Below are 17976 nucleotides of genomic sequence, written 5' to 3'. Positions count from 1 at the left end.
CGACCTTCGATCCTGATCATTCCGCCGCGATCGACTGGGCTTGCGCCTGCTTGTTGCGGACCACCACCTTGATCGCGTCTTCCACGCGGTCCTTGGCGTAGCGCAGCGCCTCCGGCAGGTTTTCCATCGGAAAGGTGTGGGTGTGGATCTGGGTGGCGTCGAAGCGCTTCTGGCGCATGAAGGCCTCGGCGCGGTGTGTCGCGCCCTTGCCTTCGCCCCGGATGCCGTAAACGTAGATGTTGTTGCGAACCAGATAGGCCACGTCGACGGGCACCGGCGCGCTCGGGAAGGCTGCCAGGCAGATCTTGCCGCCGCGGTTCAGCATCTGCGCCGCCTCGTTGACCGCATTCGGTGCCCCCGAGCATTCCACCACATAGTCGACGCCCTTGCCGTCGGTGAGCCGACGAACGGCCTCGACAGGGTCTTCATTGCGCACGTTGATGACGTGGTCGGCGCCGAGGCGCTTGCCGATCTCGAGCCGGTTGTCGCGGGTTCCGGTCAAAATCACCGGCTGCGCGCCGAGCGCCTTGGCGACGGCGGCACCCAGCAGGCCGATCGGGCCCGGCCCGCTGACGACGACGCTTTCGCCCGCTACGAGACCGCCGAGCTCGGTCAGGCCGTACATCGCGGTTCCGGCAGTGACGACGAGCGTCGCCTCCTCATCGCTCATGTCATCGGCGACATGCACCAGGGTGTTGATGTTGTTCACCTGGTATTCGCAGAAGCCGCCATCGGTCGTGAAACCGTTGGCGCGATGGCCCTTGTCGACGTTGCCGTAGTTCTTGCCGTAGTTGTGGCAGGACGTATACATGCCCTGCCGGCAACGCTTGCACTGGCCGCAGCCGGCGTGAATCTCGACCGTCACGCGCTCACCGATGGCGTATTCGTCGACGCCCTGCCCGAGCGCGACCACGGTTCCCATATACTCGTGGCCCGGCGTGAAGTTCTTGTTGAACGGCGCGCCGCCCTCGATCTGCGCTGGCGGACCGTGGTGAATGATCTCAAGATCGGTGGCGCAGATGGCAACGGCATCGATGCGGACCAGGACCTCCGCTTTCTTCGGCGAAGGGACGGCCTTGTCGACAAAGGTCAGCTGCCCCGGATCGCCCAGAACCCAGGCTTTCATGGTCTCCGGAACCGGATAATCCGGATGGGTCTTCACACCTTCTTCCATAGCCATGTCTTCTCCTCCCACGACGTCGCAACTGACAGAAACGGTTGCTCTTAAAATTGGCCGACACGCAGCCTGTTGGATAATTTGCCGGCGCACTCGATCACCGCGCGGATCATGTGCGCGCGGTATTCGGTGGTTGCCCTGCTCTTCGGGATCGAAACGCTGATCGAGCCGAGCACCGCGCCGCTGCCGTCGCGCAACGCCGCGCCGTAACAGATGACGTTCGGCTCCAGCTCCTCATCGTCGACGGCGAAGCCCGAACGACGCACGAGGCGCAATTCCTCGATGAGCGCGGACAGCGAAGTGATCGTGCTCGCCGTGAATGGCGTCAGACCGCTGTTGGAGACCACGCGCGCCAGCTCGGTCTCGGGCAGCCAGGCGAGGATCGCCTTGCCCGTCGCCGTCGCATGCGCCGCGCGCATCTTCTTCACCTCGTCCGGCTCCACATGGGTCGGCATCAGCGAGCCGAACTTGAGCCGGGTCATCAAAATGGAATCGCGCAGCACCGCCAGTTGGACGCTTTCGCGCAAGCTGACATTCAGCGCCTGCAACTCGTCGTGGACGAATTCGCAAAGATCGAACTCGCGACTGGCGAGCGCCGCCAGATCCGCCAGTTTCGAACTGAGCATGTAGCCGCGGCTCCGCCCCGCATGAATGACGTAGCCGCGCGCCACCAGTGTCGCCACCAGATGATGGCAGGTCGACAAATTCAACTCGGCCGCCCTGGCGAGTTCATTCAGCAGAATCGGACGGTCCTTGCCGGCGATCACTTCGATCAGCTTCAGGGCACGGTCCACCGATTGAATGACCCGCCCCTCCGCCGACTTCTTTTTGCTGGCGCTGGCGGGCTCCTCATATTTGTCCTTGGGCTTGGCGGGAGAGGACGACATCGGTTCGGCTTCGCTCATTTTCGGAAGGCCGTCGGCCCCTCTCTTCAACTTGGTCGCAGCCTAGGGGCGATCTCGCTTGATCGTCAAATAAAATCCACATCGTCAAATTGCTTTTCACAATGTGAAATTTGATCGGATTTTGTTGTAGTCTATATCGTGCCCGGGTAACAAACTTCGGGTCCACTCCGCCGGAATGGCAGAGGCTCAGAGGCGGGAAATCAGCGGGGAGCTGGGGCGTTGGTGAATTATCTGGTTTATGTCAGCCAGGCCCGGCAGGGTCTTAGCCCAGCGGATCTCGAGGCGATCCTGGCGAAGAGCCGAAGCTACAATCCGCTTCACGACATTTCGGGGATGTTGCTGTTCGCCAGCGGCAGGGACGGCCGGCGCGGCAGCTTCATGCAGCTTCTCGAGGGCGACCGTGGCGCGATCGAAACCCTGCGCACGACGATCTTTGCCGATCCGCGTCATCACACCAAGATCGTCATCGAAGAGGCCGAGAAACCCGAACGCGACTTCGCCGACTGGTCGATGGCCTTCCAGAACGCCACAGCCGAAAGCCTCGCCGGGTATCCGGCCTTTGCGGATCTGGGGAGCGATCATTTCCACGCGCGCTGCCAAGCCGGCGAGGCCCATCGCTCCCTCGAGTTTCTCAAGGATTTCTGGGCAACCGAGCCGCGCGAAGACGGCCGCTGATTTCACTGGCGACCGCTTCCTATTCGGGACTTGCGGTCCGGGCGGCCTCTACGCGCAGCAAGACCATGCCGATCCACGACCGCATGCACGGTACTCGTGGCCGGGATGCGCACGTCGCCGGCAAGCTTCCTGATCAGAAGCTCCGGGATATTGCGGGCGCCCCCTGCGCGGCTTGTCCTTCAACTCGTGGCGCCACCACGGGGGAGGTCAAGAATCTGCTCCGCGAACCGGAAGCGAAAGCACGCCAGAAACGGGATGCTGTCTCCCGTCGATTTCGAACGGCAGTAGGAAATCTAACCCGAGGGCGTCCACGAAAACCGGGGCTATTCAGGTCTATTCAGCGCGCAGTTCCAGGCGAGCCGGTCCTCCTTGCCTCTCTCTACCAGCCTCCCCCATCACGCAAACGGGATCGTTCCGTCTACTTAATCGTTCACGTAATCGAACTGAAAAAAGATCCAAGGAGTATGGTAGTGACCAACGCAATTTCGACGATCGAGACACTCACCGATACCGCTGTAGACAGCGCGTTGGGGTATGAGACGGCTGCTGAGAAGGCGAAGAACCCGGGACTGAAACAGACCTTGCACGAGCAGGCGGCTAAACGCCGTGAGACTGTGCGTATGCTGAACGACGAGATTGTTCGTCTCGGTGGCAATAGACATGAAAACGGCAGCACCATGGGGGCCGCACACCGTGCCTTCACTAGCTTGGCCGACGCGTTCCAAGACAGCAACAAATCGGCGGCAGAGCGGGTGGAGGAAGGCGAAGATTACATCGCGAAGAAGTTTCGGGAGGCGCTCGAACACGCTGAACTCACCCCCGAGACTCGGAGCGTGGTCGAACGCGCGCATGCCGAGATCAGCGCCGGCGAGCGGCTCGCCGACCGGCTTGAAAAGCAGTTTGACTGACATGAGGCTGTCCTAGGAGCCGCACGGGCGAGGGCACATCGCCCTCGCCCGTACACAAACGAGCACCTCCGTCCAACGACCGGGGTGGGCCGTCAGCGGCACGACGAGTTTCGGCGGTCCGGCGGTTGCTAGTTCGAAGCGATCGCCGGATATCGGACCTATCGAGGCGCGGGACCAGATCGACCGGAACCGGTTTGCGAAACCAGAAGACGGAACCGCGCCTCGTGACGAAGGGTGCGAGGGAATCTTGCAAGTAACAAACGCCCACAAAAACGTGACAGGCGCTGTGACAGAAGGTGGAGAATCCGGGCGTCTCAGAGACGATGAATCAATGGCTTAGGCATGGCGGAGACGGGGGATTCCAGCCCGATTCTCGCTCAAGCCATTGATCCAGCGTACTTATCGCCAGAAATTCCGTCCCTCCTGTGACCGCAGGGTGTGACGGTTAGAACAGTAACTTGACGTCGGTGGACGAATCCAGTGCCTCACGATGCCGTAGCGCCAGAAGACCGGTGGAAGAGCGTCTGAACTCCCCTGATAAACGCGGAAAGCCGCTCGCATATCGTCACGAATTGGATTGCCGCTTTCGAAATTCTCGGCTTTTTTGCACATCGCCTGGGCGATCACGCCGTGATCAATGGGGCTCAACGGCGAAATCAAGCGGCACACCGACGTCGTTGGCATCTTCCCGAACGAGAAGGCCGTCACCGTCCTTCGGACCGTCGGCGCCATCCTCATGGAGCAGAACGAGGAATGGGCCGCCCAGCGCTCGCGCTACATGACGCTGGAAACGCTCGCTCCCGTCTGCAATGATCCCGTCCTCAGCCTGCCTGCTGCATGACCGTCTGATCTGCTTAGCGCTACCGCGATCCGCGAGGCCAAACGTCAGTTACACCACGGGATGGGACACGACCGGGATATTGCCTTTGATTTTTCATCCGGTTGCCGGGATCGTTGGTTTCATGTTCTCGGCGTTGCGCTGGCCGGAGCGCCAATCCCAAGGCGGAACGAAGGGTCTGTTCCAAGGACTGCGTCTCGCCTTTGCCGTCTCATGCCGGCATCAACCGTCGCCATACGCGGCGTCATGAAAAGCGATCTCAAGCTTCAGAACGTTACCGAACAGCCGCGATAGCCGTTCCCGTTCGCTCTTTGAGGCGGTTGCCCCGTGCCGGTCGACCTCGGCCTTGAGCCAACGGGCCTGATCCCCGAAGCTTTCCGCCGCGTGAAGGTCGATCCACTGTTTCAATACCGGGTCGGCGAACTCCGCCCGCACGGCACGTCTGCACCAATGCCAGTACATCCATTCGGCGGCGAACATCGCGGTGACGATGTCAGCGAAACCTCCCGTCTCGGCGGTCTCCAACATGCCCCGGTCGAAGTTGGTCACCTGTGGATCGTCGCGGTCGTATCGTTCTGGATCGATGCCGAGATGATCGAAGGCCGCCCGGAAGTACTCCATCTGCTCTTCCGTCAACGCCTTGAGAACACCAACGAGCCAAGCCTGTTCGCGGACCGTCGGCGCCTTGGCGACCGCGAAGGCGAAGATCCGGACGGCCGTCGCAACGAATCCCGCCTCGTAGACGAGGTAACGGCAAAACACCGCCGCGGGCAGCAGCCCCGCCTCGATGTCCAGGACGAACCGATGCGACTGCATCCTGTCCCAGAGAACCGTGTGATCGGCGACCAGTTGATCGCCAAAATCGAGACTCTGTCGCGTCACGCCTGCTCCCCTGCCTCGATCTGCCTCCTCGCCGCGTTAACGAAAGCTTCCACCCGGCTTTTTTCGACGGGATTCCACCAAACGCCTCCCTCCTTCAGGGAACTCGCGACGATCACGCCCTCGGTGCGCGCAAGAATCGTGTCGACATTCGCCTCGGTCACGCCGCTTCCCACCAATAGCGGCAGCCGCGTCGCGGAGCGCACTTCGTCGATCTCCTCCAGCGTAGCGGTGTTGCCCGTCCTCTGGCCGGTTGCGATCACCGCATCGGCCTGGAAGAAGTCGATGTCGCGGGTCAGTTCGGGTACCGAGCGGTCGGCGACGATGGCGTGGCTGCCGTGCTTCACGTGGCTGTCGGCGAAGACGCGGACATTGTCGGCGCGAAGCTGGGCGCGATAACGCAGCGCGGTCGCCGCGGCGCCCTCGACGATTCCTTCGTTCGCGACATAGGCGTTGGCCCACTGGTTGACGCGGATGAAGTCGGCGCCGCCGGCCAAGGCGATCGCTAGCGCCGGGATAGCGGCGTTGGCAAGCACGTTGATCCCGAGCGGCACGCCGATCTCCCGCCTGACCCAGTCGGTGACGACGCTCATGAAGGCCGCGGTCTCCGGGCCGATGAGATCCGGCTTCAGGAACGGGATGTCGCCGTGATTTTCGATAATCAACCCGTGCACACCGCCGGCGACGTAAGCTTCGGCATCGCGCATCGCCGCGTCATAGACCGATGTGATGTTTCCATTCCGGAAATTGGGTGCGCCGGGAAAGGCTTTGCAATGAACAACTCCGATTATTACTTTATTTCTTTTGAAGATTTCGGATATTGCACTTCGTTTTTCTGTAGATATAATCTGCATATTGATTCCAACTTGAGATCGTGATGACTGTTTATGTTATCGGCAATGTCGCGGCCGATGAGACGTTCAAGATCGGGGTCCTGCCAAAAATCGGGGAATCCATCCTCGGGCGGCAGATCTCCCGCGATATCGGCGGCAAGGGCGCGAACCAGGCGATCGTTCTCGCCCGCGCGGGCCTTCCCATCAGGCTGTTGGCCGCCATCGGCGACGACGAACGAGGGCAGTGGCTAAAGGGCGAACTCGAGAGCGAATGCGTGCCGCTCGACCTGTTGTGCCAGGCGTCCGTGCCGACCGACGTCTCCATCATCCTCTCCACGGCGAGCGGCGACAATTCGATCGTGACGACCACACAGGCGGCCGAAAGTCTTGCGCGCGACGATATCGTCGCCGCGCTGTCCGACGCAGAACCTGGCGACATTCTGCTCCTGCAGGGCAATCTGGCGACACATGTCACCGCGTTCGCGCTCGCGCATGGAAGAGCGAAGGGCTTGACGACCGTCTTCAATCCCTCCCCGGCCCATGCCGATTTCGCCGAACTCTGGTCATTGGTCGACCTGCTGGTCGCCAATGACGGCGAGGCCGAATTCTTCACCGGGCGCAACCGGGAGGCAGCGGGGCGGGCGCTGGTCGCCGCCGGTATTCCCTGCGTCATTGTCACCCTTGGCGGAGATGGCGCCCTCCTCTGCGACGCGAATTCGGTGCAGCATGTCCCGGCCGAACCCTGCACGGTCATCGACACGACGGGCGCCGGCGACACGTTTCTCGCCGTTCTCGTCGCAGCGATCGCCGAAACCGGAATGCGGATCGACCGCGCCAGTCTGGAATGCGCGGGACGAGCCGCCGCGCTGACCATCACACGCCCCGGCACGCGATCGGCCTTTCCGACCCGTGCCGAACTGTCGGCCCTGCTTGGGAGACGATAAGCGTTGCTCGGGTCGCTTGACATGGCCATCAGCGCGCCTCGGTCAGCCAGCCGAGGATGTTCGTCCACAGCCTGCCGTAGCCGTCCCATTCGCAAAACGCCGGCGACAGCCAGTGGGGGCCGATGTCCGAGGTCCAGGCGATGCTTCGGCCCTTTCCGAAGGTCCCGCTGACCAGAAGCGGATGGCCGCCCTGCTCGTCCGGGAGACGCGCCACGACCTCGCAGCCCTCCTTGGCGCGCACCTCGTTCACACCAAGCAGTACGGGCCATTCGCCGCTAAGGCCCGTAAGCAAGGGATGGTCGGACGAAGCGACCGGTACGGCACGCGCGCCCTCGGGGATTTCGACGCGGTCGTCATAGGGAAGACAGGTGACCGGCAGAACCTCTTCCACCGCCGTGCGGCCCCAGCGAGCCTTGCCGTCGATCCCCTGGAACGAGAAGTAACCGCCGCACATCAGCAAGCCGCCGCCGCCGAGTGTCCATTCGCGGATCAGCTTCAGCCGGTTCGGTACCGTGCGCATGTGCAGCCAGACATCCGGGGGCAGCAGCAGCGAGTTCGCCCCGATGTCCGACAGGATGATGACGTCGTACTCGGCCAATCCCGCCAGCTCGTAGGGAAATTTGTCGACCGCCTCGTGAGCCGGCATGTAGACGAGCTCGAATTGCGAGCCCTTAAGCGCCGCGACAAGCGGTTCGGCGCCGAGATGGAAGGTGACGCTGCCGAACTGGTCGAAGCCTTTGTAATGGGTCGCGGAGCTGACCCAGCTTTCGCCGACAAGGAGGATTTTTTTCGTCATTTGATCGGGTACTCCTTCAAGGTCGCGATGGAGAGAGCGGTTGCGATGCCGACGCGAATACGCGGGCCGGGTTGGCGACCAACAGGGTGTCGATGGTGGTGTCGCTGGCCCCGTGCCGTTTGAGGCGAGGCACGAAATTCTTCAGGACGTGGTCATAGCCGAAGCCGCCGTACCGGCTCAGCATCATCTTCAGGAAGACGTCCTGTGACAGCAGGATGCGATCGAGATGACCGGCTTCGATCAGCCGCATGATCGCCATCGCGTTCTGTTCGTCCGAGGGACACTGCACGCCCTGATCGGCATAGAAGAAATCCATCCCGATCATGTCGTATTCGAGAAACGCGCCGCGCTTGGCGAGTTCGTCCTGATAGGCGAAATCGTCATGGGACGGGTTCATGTGACACAGCACCGTATGGGCGACGTCGCCGCCCTCCGCTTCGACGATGTCGAGAACCCTGTGCGCCAGCCTGAACCAGCCGGGCAGATGCACCATCAGCGGCAGGCCGGTGCGCGCCTGGCCACGTACCGCACCGCGCAGGCTCTTCTCCTCGTCGGCGGTGAGATCGGACGAGACGCCGATCTCGCCGATCAGGCCGATCCTGGCATGCGTCCCGTCGACGCCGACGAGCGCCTCCGCGACGATCTCGTCGGCGATGGCGTCGATCGAGAGCGAGGCGACCTCGGGCGGATGCGAGGACTGCAGATAATAGCCGGCACCCATCACGATGTTGAGGCCGGTCGCCTTGGCGATCCGACACAGCGCCTGAGGGTTGCGGCCGATGCCCCGGCAGGTGGGATCGACCACGGTCCTGCCGCCCAACCGGACGAAACGGTCGAGTTCCGCGATGGCCAGCATCTCGTCGTCCAGGGCGCAATTGTGCAGATTGACGAACGGGTCCATCCTGAGTTCGCCGATGATCCCGAGATGGACCGGCGACGTCGCGAGATGCTGACGGTCCGGCTCCGTCGGCCGGTTCCACCAGCAGCGGCAGTCGTTGAGGATGTGTTCGTGCATCAGCGTGGTCGCGAGCGTTGCAACCGGCACCGGCCCATTCACGGTCATCACCTGGCCCGACCCGACATGGGCCGCGGATCGCTCGCCGTTATCCGATAGGGACATGAGACCCCCTTTCTAAGTCTTTCGCCGCCCTATTCGCAGGCCAGAGGAGAAGATGCGCGTGTTCAGCCAGATCGCCGCCAGAATGATCACGCCGGTGACGATCTGGGTGAAGAAGGGCGAGATGTGCATCAGGATGAGACCATTGCCGATGACCGCGATGGTCAGGGTTCCGAGCACCGTCCCGATGATCGTGCCGCGGCCGCCCATCAGCGAGGTGCCGCCCAAAACCACGGCCGCGATGACGTCGAGCTCGAAGCCGACGGCCGCGTTCGAGGAGCCAGAACCGAGCCGTGCGGCGATGAGGAGGCCGGCGAAGGCCGAGGCAAGGCCGGTCAGACCGTAGACCGAGGCGGTGATCCATTTGGCCGGCATGCCGACGCGGCGCGCCGCTTCCATATTGGCTCCGACCGCGACCACTTGGCGGCCATAACGCATCTTGGTCAGGACCACATAGGCAAGGATGGCGACGAGGACCGCGAGGATCGCCGGGACCGGTATACCGAGGAACGCCCCGCGCCCGAGATAGGTGAAGCCCGGGGCGTCGCGGATCGGAATCGAATAGCCCTTGGTCAAAAGCAGAGCCAACCCACGAAAGATCGACAGCCCCGCCAAGGTCACGATGAAGGCCGGGATCGCCTGATGGGCGACGAACCAGCCTTGCAGCAGGCCGATCGTGACGCCCGTCGCCAGCATCATCGCCACGACCAGCGGCCAGGGAACGCCGGCCGCGATGGCGATGGCGGCCAGGGCGTTGACGAGCGCGACCTGGGAGCCGACCGACAGATCGATGCCGGCCGTGGTGATGACGAAGGTCATGGCGCTGGCGACGACGAGGACCGGCGCGGCCTGCCGCAGCAGGTTGAGAACGTTGCCGGTGGTCAGAAACGTCTCCGTCTGGAACGAGAAGAAGACGAGGCAAACGAGGAAGAAGCCGGTGATGGAGAGGACTTGGGCGTGCTCGGACAGGAAGTCGTTGGTCCGCGATCCCTCCGACCGGCTGGTATAGGTCACCATGTCAGTGCACCCCCTCGCCGACGATAAGACGCACCAGATCCTCCAGATTGGTTTCCTCGACCTGGCGCTCGGCGACCTTGGTGCCCTCGTACATGACGGCGATCCGGTCGCAGACGCGAAACAGATCCTGTAACCGGTGAGTGATGAGAACGACCGACACACCGCTGGCCTTCACCCGGTTGATCAGCGCGAGAACCGCCTCGACTTCGGCCACCGCGAGCGCCGAGGTGGGCTCGTCCATGATCAGCACGCGGGGATCGAAGGAGGCGGCACGCGCGATGGCGATCGCTTGGCGCTGCCCGCCCGACAATTGCGCGACCTTCAAGGACAGGTTGGGGATCTTGATCTCCAGCGCATCGAGCATCTTGCGGGCTTCGCGTTTCATCGCGCGCTGGTCGAGAAAGCCGGCTCGGGTGATCTCCCGCCCGAGAAAGAGGTTGCCGGTCACGTCGATCGTGTCGCACAGGCTGAGGTCCTGGAAGACCATCTCGATATGCCGGTCCCTGGCATCGCCGGGGCCGAGAAATTTCACCGCATTCCCGTCGATAAGGATGGTGCCGCCATCGGGAATGTAGGTGCCCGACAAAACCTTGGTCAGTGTCGACTTTCCCGCGGCATTGTCGCCGACGAGGCCCAGGCACTCGCCGGGGTAAAGGTCGAGATCAACGCCGCGCAGCGCATCGATCGAACCGAAGGATTTGCGAATCTGCTGCAGCGAAACGCGGGGCGCCCGCTCAGCTCCGGGGGTGGAGAGGCCGGCTGGGCCGGCCTCTCCTTGCAGTGGGACCGTCAATTGTAGGTCTCGCGATAGGGATCGACATTCTCCTTTGTGACGATCTCGATCGGCACGGAGATCGACGCCTCGACCGTCCCGCCCGTGCGGATCGTCTCGAGTGCCTTGACCGCCGCCGCGCCCATGGCGGCGGGATCCTGCTGGACCACGGCGGTGACGAACCCCGCATCGATGCCGTCGATCGCCTGCGCGGTCAGATCCCATCCGAAGATCTTGACGCTGTCCTGCTTGCCCTGGCTCTCGACGGCGGCGATGGCGCCGACGAGGGCCGGCTCACCGGTCGCGTAGATCGCGTTGAGATTGGGATTGGCCGTGATCAGGTTTTCCGCGGCCGACAGCGCCTCGTCCTGGATGTTGCGACCGTCGACGACGCCGACGGTCTCGATGTTGTCATCGCCCTTGAGGACATTTTCGAAACCCTCCTGGCGCACGTTCTGGATGAAGGAGTTCAGCGCGCCGACGATGCCGAGAACGGCTTTGCCGTCCATGTTCTCGCCGACATAGGTCTTCATGTATTCGCCGATCATCTTGCCCGCCTCGGCATTGTCGACGCCGATCTGGGCCTTCTGGGGCCCTTCTGGCAAAATCGCGTCGACGGCGACGACCGGAATCCCCGCCTTGTCCGCCGCCTCGACGGCCGGCATGATCCCGTTGACGTCGATGGCGATGACGATCAGGCCGTCGACGCCCTGCTGGATATAAGTCTCGATCGCGTCGTTCTGGCGTGCCGGATCGTCGTTGGCGTTGAACACGACGAGTTTCGCGCCGGCTTCGTCAGCCGCCTTCTGGGCGCCGTAGATCATCTGATTGAAGAACAACGCCTGCTGGTTGATCTGCACCATCGCATAGGTCGGACTTGCGGCATCCTGCGCGAAGGCCGGCGATAGCGAGGTGGACGCAAGCATCAGGCCGCTTACCAGACCGAAAAGGGTCCGCCTTTGGAATCGAAGGGTCATGTCACATCCTTTGCTTTTCGATAGCCGCCATGCGCTGGTGCACTCTCTCCGTGGGCGGCCGAACGGAGGCACGTTCGATGAGTTCGACAGGAAGCAGTTCCTCGCGCGGCGTGGCACCCTCCGGCCGCGCGCCGGCCATCAGCAATTCGACGCCGCGGCGCCCCATGGCGCGAACCGGCTGCCGGATCGCCGTCAGAGGCGGATCGAGCAAGTGGAGCGGGGCGGTATCGTCGCAGCCGATCATCGAGACGTCATCGGGAACGGAGACGCCAGCCTGCCGGAACGCATCGAGCACGCCGAGCGCGATCTCGTCCGACGCGGCGAAGATCGCGCTGCTCGGCAGACCAGCTTCGATGAACTCCCGCGCGGCCGCGCGGCCGAATTCGGCCGTATAGTCGCCATGCCGGGTAAAGGTGATCGCGCCGTTCGCGCCATTTTCGCGGAGTGCCGCGGCAAGACCGCCCATCCGGCCCTGGGTGCTCACCATGTCGGTCGCGCTGCCGAGAAAGGCGATCGAGCGATGCCCGAGGCTAAGAAAATGCTCGGCCGCCAGGCGTCCGGCCGCGACGTTGTCGCAAAACACCTTCGGCACAGCGACGCCGGGAACGTCCTCGTCGAGCACGACGACCCGCGAAACGAAATTAATTTCCCTGGCCAGTGAGCCGTCGCGATCGTTGTGGTTGGTCACGAAAATCAGCCCGTCGACCTCGTTGCGGCGCAGCTGATCGAGGTATTTCAGCTCGCGTCCCGGGCGGTTGAGGCTCGAACACAGGGCAACGCCGAGACCGAAGGAGTCTGCGGCTTCTTCAACCGAGGCGGCGAGCGTCGCGAAGAACGGATTGGCGATATCGGGAATAACCAGCCCGATGACGTCCGTGCGACCGAGGCTGAGCCGGCGAGCATGGGGATTGCGGCGGTAATCCAGCTTGGCGATGGCCGCTTCGATCCGCTGGGCGGTGGAGGCGGGCAGAGTCAGCGACCGGTTGAGATATCGCGAGACCGTCGCGACCGAGACGCCGGCGGTTCTCGCGACGTCCTTCATGCTGGAGAGCTTGGCGCTTGTCGTCGATGGCATACAGGTAAACCGCTTTACTAAACCGGTTTACTCAGACTGCCACATTCATTTTTTTGTTCAAGCGCAAACTTCGGATGGCCGAGAACCGGTCACACCGAATATGACAATGTGGAACGGTGCAGTGGCGCCACGCCGTGACTTGGCCGGCCGCGCTGGCGGACCTTCCGGCCAAGGCTAGGCTGCTTTCCTTTAAACTGAGCACAGAGAAGCCCATGGCGAATCGAGACGGCCCAGCGTGCGAACCTGTTGCCGCCGCCGCTCAAAACGACCGCGGCAAGCCGAGCACGTGCTCGGCGACATAGGAGAGGATGAAATTCGTCGAGATCGGCGCGACCTGATAAAGTCGCGTCTCGCGGAATTTGCGCTCGATATCGTATTCCTCTGCGAACCCGAAACCGCCATGGACCTGCATGCAGACGTTGGCCGCCTCCCAGGACGCGTCCGCCGCCAGCAGCTTCGCCATGTTGGCCTCGGCTCCGCAATCCTGGTTGGCGTCGAATTTCCGCGCCGCCTTGAAGCGCATGAGGTTCGCCGCCTCGATGTTCACATAGGCCCTTGCGATCGGGAACTGGACGCCCTGGTTCTGGCCGATCGGTCGGTCGAACACGACGCGCTCCCTGGCATAGGCGGAGGCCTTTTCCGTGAACCAATAGCCGTCGCCGATGCATTCGGCCGCGATCAGGGTGCGTTCGGCGTTGAGACCGTCGAGGATGTATTTGAAGCCCCGCCCCTCCTCGCCGATCAGGCTATCGGCCGGAATTTCCAGGTTGTCGAAGAACAATTCGTTGGTCTCGTGACCCACCATGTTGCGGATCGGAGTGACGGTCATGCCGTTGCCGATCGCCTGCCGCAGATCGACAAGGAAGATCGACAGCCCCTGCGACTTCTTGCTGACGTCGGCCAGCGGGGTGGTGCGGGCCAAAAGGATCATCAGGTCCGAATGCTGGATGCGGGAAATCCAGACCTTCTGTCCGTTGACGACGTAGCGATCCCCCTTCTTCACGGCGGTGGTCTTGAGCTTGGTCGTGTCGGTGCCGGTCGTGGGTTCGGTGACGCCCATCGACTGCAACCGCAACTCTCCCGACGCGATTTTCGGAAGATACTTGCCCTTCTGGGCCTCCGAGCCGTGCCGCAGCAAGGTGCCCATATTGTACATCTGACCGTGGCAGTGGCCGGCGTTTCCCCCTGCCCGGTTGATCTCCTCCATGACGATCGACGCCTCAAGGAGGCCCAGGCCGGAGCCGCCATACTCCTCGGGAATCATCGCGGCGAGCCAGCCGGCTTCGGTCAGGGCGTCGACGAATTCCTCGGGATAGGTCTCGGCGGCGCCGTGCGCGCGGTGATACTCCGCCGGAAATTCCGCGCACAGCGCGCGCAGCGCGTCCCGAAGATCCTGATGATCGTCGCCCTCGACCCTGCTGTCCATTCTCATTCTCCATATCGGTCTGTATTGCGGCTTCCGACCCCGCCAAAAAGCGAACCCCGGCCACGGTGTATTTGTCGCAGAGACGGTCCGCCGCGTTCGCGGGAGCCGATTCACCACAAGATCAAGATTTTGTGGGTTCCCCAAAGCCCATCTCGTCCTCGCGCACAAGGTCTCGATCGCCCTTGGCAGACCGTGGACCCTGACGTGTCCGTCCTACTTTCTGTTCCGCAGCCCGGCATCGACATCGATTACAGTGCCGGAGAGATAGCCCGCGCGAGGCGAGGCCAGCATCGCGACGACGCTGGCGATTTCCTCGGGTTCGGCCAGCCGCCCGAAGGGACGATTGGCGAGCATTTCAGCCCAGCGATCGGGATCGCCCAGCGTGCTTTGCGCCTGTCCGCGAGCCACCTCGACGACGCGGTCCGTCCTGGTGCCGGCGGGGTTCACGCCGAAAACCCGCACGTTCCAATCGACCGACTTGGCGCCGACCGCTTCGGTGAAGGCGATCAGGCTGGCATTGCCGGTCGTCCCGCAGACATAGTCCCATCGCGGCGAGCGGCCGAGGTCGCCAATAATGTTGACGACGGTGCCGCCGCCCGCCGCCTTCATCCGCTTCAGGAAAAGCTGTGTGAGATGGATGTAGCCGAAGACCTTCAACTGCCAGGCCTCGATCCATCGCTCCATCGACAGCGTTAGAAGGTCGCCCCCTGGAATGGCGCCGGCGTTGTTCACCAGGATATCGACCGGTCCGATAGTTTCGGCGAGTTCCTCCCGCCATCGGGGCATCGCCAGATCGGCCGCATGGGTCTCGATCGTCGCGCCGTGCCGGGTCAACCGAGCCTTGGCCGCGTCCAGCTTTTCGGGATCGCGCCCGACGATCACGACCGATGCTCCTTCGGCCGCGAACGCCTGCGCCACGGCAAAGCCGATGCCCTTGGAGCCGCCGGTAACCAGAACGCGCTTGTCGCTGAGCTGCAGATCCATCAGCGCGAGTCCGCGCTGGCTTCCGCTTTTGTCGCGGTAACGAACCAGTCGGCGATCGGCGAGCCTGTGGTGAACAGCACGTCGTCGGATGCTTGCAGAAGATCGATCATGTCTTCCAGTTCCTGTAGCCGGTGCGGCACGCCGATCAAATGCGGATGCAGCCCGATCGCCAGCACTCTCGGATTTTCCTCCACCTCGCGCTCGAACAGCCGCAGCGTATGACGCAGGCGGCTCAGCATCTCGCCGGTCGCATGCTTCTCGATCGCGTAGACGATCGAATCGTTGATTTCGAGGTTATAGGGCATTGCCAGGAGGTCGCCGTGTCGCGTCTCGATCCACGATGGCAAATCGTCGACCACCCAGTCATAGACATGGTCGACACCCTTCCGCATCAGGATATCCGGCGTATCGTCGCTTTCGCGAAGGCCGGGGCTGAGCCAGCCGCGCACCGGCTGGCCGGTGAAGCGGGTGATCAGCTCCAGCGCCTCGGACACAAGGCCTTCCTCGCCACCGCTCGCCTGAATCAGCGAACGCTGATGCACGCCGTGTCCGATAAATTCCCAACCGGCGTGCAGCATCGCATCCGCCGCCTGAGGGTAGGCCGCGATCACGCCCGCATTGAGCGAGGTCGAGGCCGGCACACCGCGTTCGGCGAAAAGCTTGAGAATGCGCGGCAGGCCGGCCCGCATCCCGTAGTCGGCCCAACTGAAATTCGGCACATCCGGAATGGTTTCCTTGCCATGCGGCGGCGTGATGATCGTCCGTGGCATCGCCTGGTCGAACTGCCAGTGCTCGACGTTGACGACGAGGTGAACGAGAATGCGCTTGCCCTGCATCGGCGGAAGCACCGGCCGTTCGGAGGCCAGGCGATAGGGAATGCGGGGATTGCTCATGCGTGAATCGGCTCCGCTGGCTGGTGGGCGCTGCGCATCTCGGACATGATTTCGGCCTTGTACCGGATGAAGGCGGGGCTGGTCAGATCGTCGATGGAGCGCGGACGACGCAGGTCGATGAGAATTTCCCGCGCGATGCACGCCGGTCTTGCCGACATGACGCAGACCCGATCCGCCAGAAGGATGGCTTCGTCGATATCATGGGTAACGAACACCACGGTCGTGCTCAGTCGTTGCCATACCTCGAGCAGGAGTTCCTGCATCGCCATTCGGGTCTGGGCGTCGAGCGCGCCGAAGGGCTCGTCCATCAATAGCGCGCGCGGTCGCATGACGAGAACCCGTGCGATACCGACCCTCTGGCGCATGCCTCCGGAGAGTTGCGAGGGGTAGGAATCGGCGAATTCGCTGAGGCCGACGATCGACAACATCTCCCGCGTCCGGCTGTCGTATTCGGCCCGGCCGACGCCCTGGATGCGCGGACCAAAGGTCACGTTGTCATAGACGGTGAGCCAGGGAAACAGCGCTGCATCCTGGAATACCACGCCGCGATCCGGCCCGGGCGGACCGACCGGTTCGTCGTCGATCAGGACCACGCCTTCGGTGCTCTTTTCGAAACCCGCCAGAATGTTGAGAAGGGTCGACTTGCCACAACCCGATGGCCCGAGCAGCGCGACGAACTCGCCATCGGCCACGTCCATGTCGACGCAGTCGAGAGCCCGAATGGGCGTGACCGCCTGATAGACCTTCGCGACTTCTCGAACTTGTATCCTCGCCATGATCTATCCCTGATTTAGCGGCTGGCGACGACAAGACGCCAGGAGAGCGCCCACCGTTCGACAAGCAGAATGAGCTGGTCGCTCAGGAGGCCCATCAGGCCGATGGAGACCATATCGGCGATGACGACGTCCATCCTGCCGACGTAATAGGCGTCCCAAAGGACGTAGCCGAGGCCCGACTTGACGGCGATCATCTCGGCGACGATCACGGCGGTCCAGCCAATGCCGAGCCCGATCCGCAGCCCGGTGAAGATGGAGGGCAGCGCGGCTGGAACGACCACGCAACGCAGGATGTCAAAGCGGTTCGCTCCCATCATCAGCGCGGCGCGGACGAGATTGCGCTCGACGTGGCGCGCGCCCTGGGTGGTGTTGATGACGATCGGATAAAAGGCGCCGAGGGCGATCAGAAAGATCGCGCCGAAACTCTCGATGCCGAAAACGGCGATCGAAAACGGTAGCCAGGCGGTGATGGGGACCGGCCGTAACAGCTGGATCGTGGGATCGAGAACCTGCGCCGATAGGCGGTTCCAGCCGATCATGATGCCCGCAGGCACACCGATGAGGATCGCGACGGCAAATCCTTGTGCCACGCGCTGGGTCGAGAAGAGGACATTGGCGAGCCATGTCCCGCTATAGGGGTTGAGCCCCATACCGCGTTCGCCGAACGCCCACATCCACCACGCCTTCACCACGCGATCTGGGGTCGGAAGAACGCCGCCGAACAGGGAGCCGTTGGTGCCCGCCAATTGCCAGATGACGACGAGGACGACCGGCAGAACGAGGGCAAGGATCATCGATCCAAGCCGTCCGCTCATGATGAGCCGCGGCAACGTGCTGCCCAGGGCACGGCCACCGGGCGCGGCAAGACCGGCGCCTTCGGAGCCAACCCTGTTGCCGCGGCGTTTGACTGAGGTGTCGGACACGACGGCTCTCCTGTTTGCAGCATCTGCGGCGAGTTTGCCGGCGGCGTCGCAAAGCGATGCC

19 protein-coding genes and 2 pseudogenes are annotated in these 17976 nt (G+C 63.0%); 4 read left to right on the top strand and 17 right to left on the bottom strand.

What is annotated here, in order from left to right:
* Nucleotides 1-16: 16 nt before the first annotated feature.
* Complete coding sequence (locus VSX60_RS13195; RefSeq protein ID WP_327624670.1) at nt 17-1180, bottom strand: zinc-dependent alcohol dehydrogenase; 1164 nt, start codon at nt 1178-1180, stop codon at nt 17-19.
* A gap of 44 nt (nt 1181-1224) precedes the next feature.
* On the bottom strand, nt 1225-2082 hold the full coding sequence (locus VSX60_RS13190) for an IclR family transcriptional regulator (protein ID WP_327624669.1): 858 nt from the start codon (nt 2080-2082) through the stop codon (nt 1225-1227).
* Nucleotides 2083-2304: 222 nt separating this feature from the next.
* On the opposite strand from VSX60_RS13190, the gene VSX60_RS13185 reads away from it, so the two are divergent.
* A complete protein-coding gene (locus VSX60_RS13185) occupies nt 2305-2757 on the top strand; it encodes a BLUF domain-containing protein (protein WP_327624668.1) in 453 nt (150 codons plus the stop codon).
* 32 nt (nt 2758-2789) lie between these two features.
* On the opposite strand, the pseudogene VSX60_RS22595 reads toward VSX60_RS13185, so the two are convergent.
* A pseudogene (locus tag VSX60_RS22595) lies at nt 2790-2918 on the bottom strand (IS481 family transposase); the annotation flags it as partial.
* A 309-nt stretch (nt 2919-3227) separates the two neighbouring features.
* Between VSX60_RS22595 and VSX60_RS13180 the strand changes: the two are divergent.
* Nucleotides 3228-3665 (top strand): PA2169 family four-helix-bundle protein, encoded by a 438-nt coding sequence (locus VSX60_RS13180; protein ID WP_327624667.1) that lies wholly within the window; start codon nt 3228-3230, stop codon nt 3663-3665.
* Here VSX60_RS13180 and VSX60_RS22590 read toward each other — a convergent pair.
* On the bottom strand, nt 3616-3933 hold the full coding sequence (locus VSX60_RS22590; protein WP_442873098.1) for a DUF6538 domain-containing protein: 318 nt from the start codon (nt 3931-3933) through the stop codon (nt 3616-3618). The two genes, VSX60_RS13180 and VSX60_RS22590, sit on opposite strands and share 50 nt — an antisense overlap.
* Before the next feature lie 375 nt (nt 3934-4308).
* Here VSX60_RS22590 and VSX60_RS13175 point away from each other — a divergent pair.
* Nucleotides 4309-4506, top strand: a pseudogene (locus tag VSX60_RS13175) (transposase); the annotation flags it as partial.
* Nucleotides 4507-4725: 219 nt separating this feature from the next.
* On the opposite strand, the gene VSX60_RS13170 reads toward VSX60_RS13175, so the two are convergent.
* Both VSX60_RS13170 and VSX60_RS13165 read right to left on the bottom strand, forming a co-directional pair.
* Entirely contained in the window at nt 4726-5385 is a 660-nt protein-coding gene (locus VSX60_RS13170) for a TenA family protein (RefSeq protein WP_327624666.1), read from the bottom strand.
* Complete coding sequence (locus tag VSX60_RS13165) at nt 5382-6236, bottom strand: BtpA/SgcQ family protein (protein WP_327624665.1); 855 nt, start codon at nt 6234-6236, stop codon at nt 5382-5384. Before VSX60_RS13165 ends, VSX60_RS13170 begins: the two co-directional genes overlap by 4 nt.
* Before the next feature lie 23 nt (nt 6237-6259).
* Between VSX60_RS13165 and VSX60_RS13160 the strand changes: the two genes are divergently transcribed.
* Nucleotides 6260-7159, top strand: coding sequence for a ribokinase (locus VSX60_RS13160; RefSeq protein WP_327624664.1), 900 nt, complete (start codon nt 6260-6262; stop codon nt 7157-7159).
* 28 nt (nt 7160-7187) lie between these two features.
* On the opposite strand, the gene VSX60_RS13155 is transcribed toward VSX60_RS13160, so the two are convergent.
* From VSX60_RS13155 to VSX60_RS13105, 11 genes are all read right to left on the bottom strand, one after another.
* The gene (locus VSX60_RS13155) at nt 7188-7955 is read right to left on the bottom strand and encodes a glutamine amidotransferase (RefSeq protein WP_327624663.1); all 768 of its coding nucleotides are present in this window, start codon (nt 7953-7955) and stop codon (nt 7188-7190) included.
* Between the two features lie 16 nt (nt 7956-7971).
* A complete protein-coding gene (locus VSX60_RS13150; RefSeq protein ID WP_327624662.1) occupies nt 7972-9075 on the bottom strand; it encodes a phosphotriesterase family protein in 1104 nt (367 codons plus the stop codon).
* Nucleotides 9076-9087: 12 nt separating this feature from the next.
* Nucleotides 9088-10089 (bottom strand): ABC transporter permease, encoded by a 1002-nt coding sequence (locus tag VSX60_RS13145; RefSeq protein WP_327624661.1) that lies wholly within the window; start codon nt 10087-10089, stop codon nt 9088-9090.
* A 1-nt stretch (nt 10090) separates the two neighbouring features.
* A complete protein-coding gene (locus tag VSX60_RS13140) occupies nt 10091-10882 on the bottom strand; it encodes an ATP-binding cassette domain-containing protein (RefSeq protein WP_442873097.1) in 792 nt (263 codons plus the stop codon).
* Nucleotides 10879-11838, bottom strand: a complete 960-nt coding sequence (locus VSX60_RS13135; protein WP_442873096.1) for a substrate-binding domain-containing protein — start codon at nt 11836-11838, stop codon at nt 10879-10881. Before VSX60_RS13135 ends, VSX60_RS13140 begins: the two co-directional genes overlap by 4 nt.
* A gap of 1 nt (nt 11839) precedes the next feature.
* Nucleotides 11840-12913, bottom strand: coding sequence for a LacI family DNA-binding transcriptional regulator (locus VSX60_RS13130; RefSeq protein WP_327624660.1), 1074 nt, complete (start codon nt 12911-12913; stop codon nt 11840-11842).
* A gap of 259 nt (nt 12914-13172) precedes the next feature.
* Complete coding sequence (locus tag VSX60_RS13125; RefSeq protein ID WP_327624659.1) at nt 13173-14339, bottom strand: acyl-CoA dehydrogenase family protein; 1167 nt, start codon at nt 14337-14339, stop codon at nt 13173-13175.
* A 213-nt stretch (nt 14340-14552) separates the two neighbouring features.
* Nucleotides 14553-15323, bottom strand: a complete 771-nt coding sequence (locus VSX60_RS13120) for a short-chain dehydrogenase/reductase (RefSeq protein ID WP_327624658.1) — start codon at nt 15321-15323, stop codon at nt 14553-14555.
* A complete protein-coding gene (locus tag VSX60_RS13115; RefSeq protein WP_327624657.1) occupies nt 15323-16216 on the bottom strand; it encodes a polysaccharide deacetylase family protein in 894 nt (297 codons plus the stop codon). The genes VSX60_RS13120 and VSX60_RS13115 overlap by 1 nt, the downstream gene beginning before the upstream one ends.
* A complete protein-coding gene (locus VSX60_RS13110) occupies nt 16213-16992 on the bottom strand; it encodes an ABC transporter ATP-binding protein (RefSeq protein WP_327624656.1) in 780 nt (259 codons plus the stop codon). The genes VSX60_RS13115 and VSX60_RS13110 overlap by 4 nt, the downstream gene beginning before the upstream one ends.
* A gap of 14 nt (nt 16993-17006) precedes the next feature.
* Nucleotides 17007-17915 carry an ABC transporter permease gene (locus VSX60_RS13105; RefSeq protein WP_327624655.1) on the bottom strand — a complete coding sequence of 303 codons (909 nt, stop codon included), beginning with the start codon at nt 17913-17915 and terminating at the stop codon, nt 17007-17009.
* Between the last annotated feature and the right edge of the window lie 61 nt (nt 17916-17976).

The sequence above is a fragment of the Aurantimonas sp. A3-2-R12 genome, assembly GCF_036016755.1.
Classification (GTDB): domain Bacteria; phylum Pseudomonadota; class Alphaproteobacteria; order Rhizobiales; family Rhizobiaceae; genus Aurantimonas; species Aurantimonas coralicida_A.
Note: the sequence above shows the minus strand (reverse complement) of the source record. Positions and strands in the feature narration are given on the sequence as shown.

Excerpts from the sequence above, each read along its gene's own strand:
- VSX60_RS13120 (WP_327624658.1), bottom strand. The coding sequence starts at position 15,323 with ATGGATCTGCAGCTCAGCGACAAGCGCGTTCTGGTTACCGGCGGCTCC.
- VSX60_RS13125 (WP_327624659.1), bottom strand. The coding sequence starts at position 14,339 with ATGGACAGCAGGGTCGAGGGCGACGATCATCAGGATCTTCGGGACGCG.
- VSX60_RS13195 (WP_327624670.1), bottom strand. The coding sequence starts at position 1,180 with ATGGCTATGGAAGAAGGTGTGAAGACCCATCCGGATTATCCGGTTCCG.
- VSX60_RS13145 (WP_327624661.1), bottom strand. The coding sequence starts at position 10,089 with ATGGTGACCTATACCAGCCGGTCGGAGGGATCGCGGACCAACGACTTC.
- VSX60_RS13165 (WP_327624665.1), bottom strand. The coding sequence starts at position 6,236 with ATGCAGATTATATCTACAGAAAAACGAAGTGCAATATCCGAAATCTTC.
- VSX60_RS13115 (WP_327624657.1), bottom strand. The coding sequence starts at position 16,216 with ATGAGCAATCCCCGCATTCCCTATCGCCTGGCCTCCGAACGGCCGGTG.
- VSX60_RS13150 (WP_327624662.1), bottom strand. The coding sequence starts at position 9,075 with ATGTCCCTATCGGATAACGGCGAGCGATCCGCGGCCCATGTCGGGTCG.
- VSX60_RS13130 (WP_327624660.1), bottom strand. The coding sequence starts at position 12,913 with ATGCCATCGACGACAAGCGCCAAGCTCTCCAGCATGAAGGACGTCGCG.
- VSX60_RS13110 (WP_327624656.1), bottom strand. The coding sequence starts at position 16,992 with ATGGCGAGGATACAAGTTCGAGAAGTCGCGAAGGTCTATCAGGCGGTC.
- VSX60_RS13160 (WP_327624664.1), top strand. The coding sequence starts at position 6,260 with ATGACTGTTTATGTTATCGGCAATGTCGCGGCCGATGAGACGTTCAAG.
- VSX60_RS13135 (WP_442873096.1), bottom strand. The coding sequence starts at position 11,838 with ATGACCCTTCGATTCCAAAGGCGGACCCTTTTCGGTCTGGTAAGCGGC.
- VSX60_RS13155 (WP_327624663.1), bottom strand. The coding sequence starts at position 7,955 with ATGACGAAAAAAATCCTCCTTGTCGGCGAAAGCTGGGTCAGCTCCGCG.
- VSX60_RS13190 (WP_327624669.1), bottom strand. The coding sequence starts at position 2,082 with ATGAGCGAAGCCGAACCGATGTCGTCCTCTCCCGCCAAGCCCAAGGAC.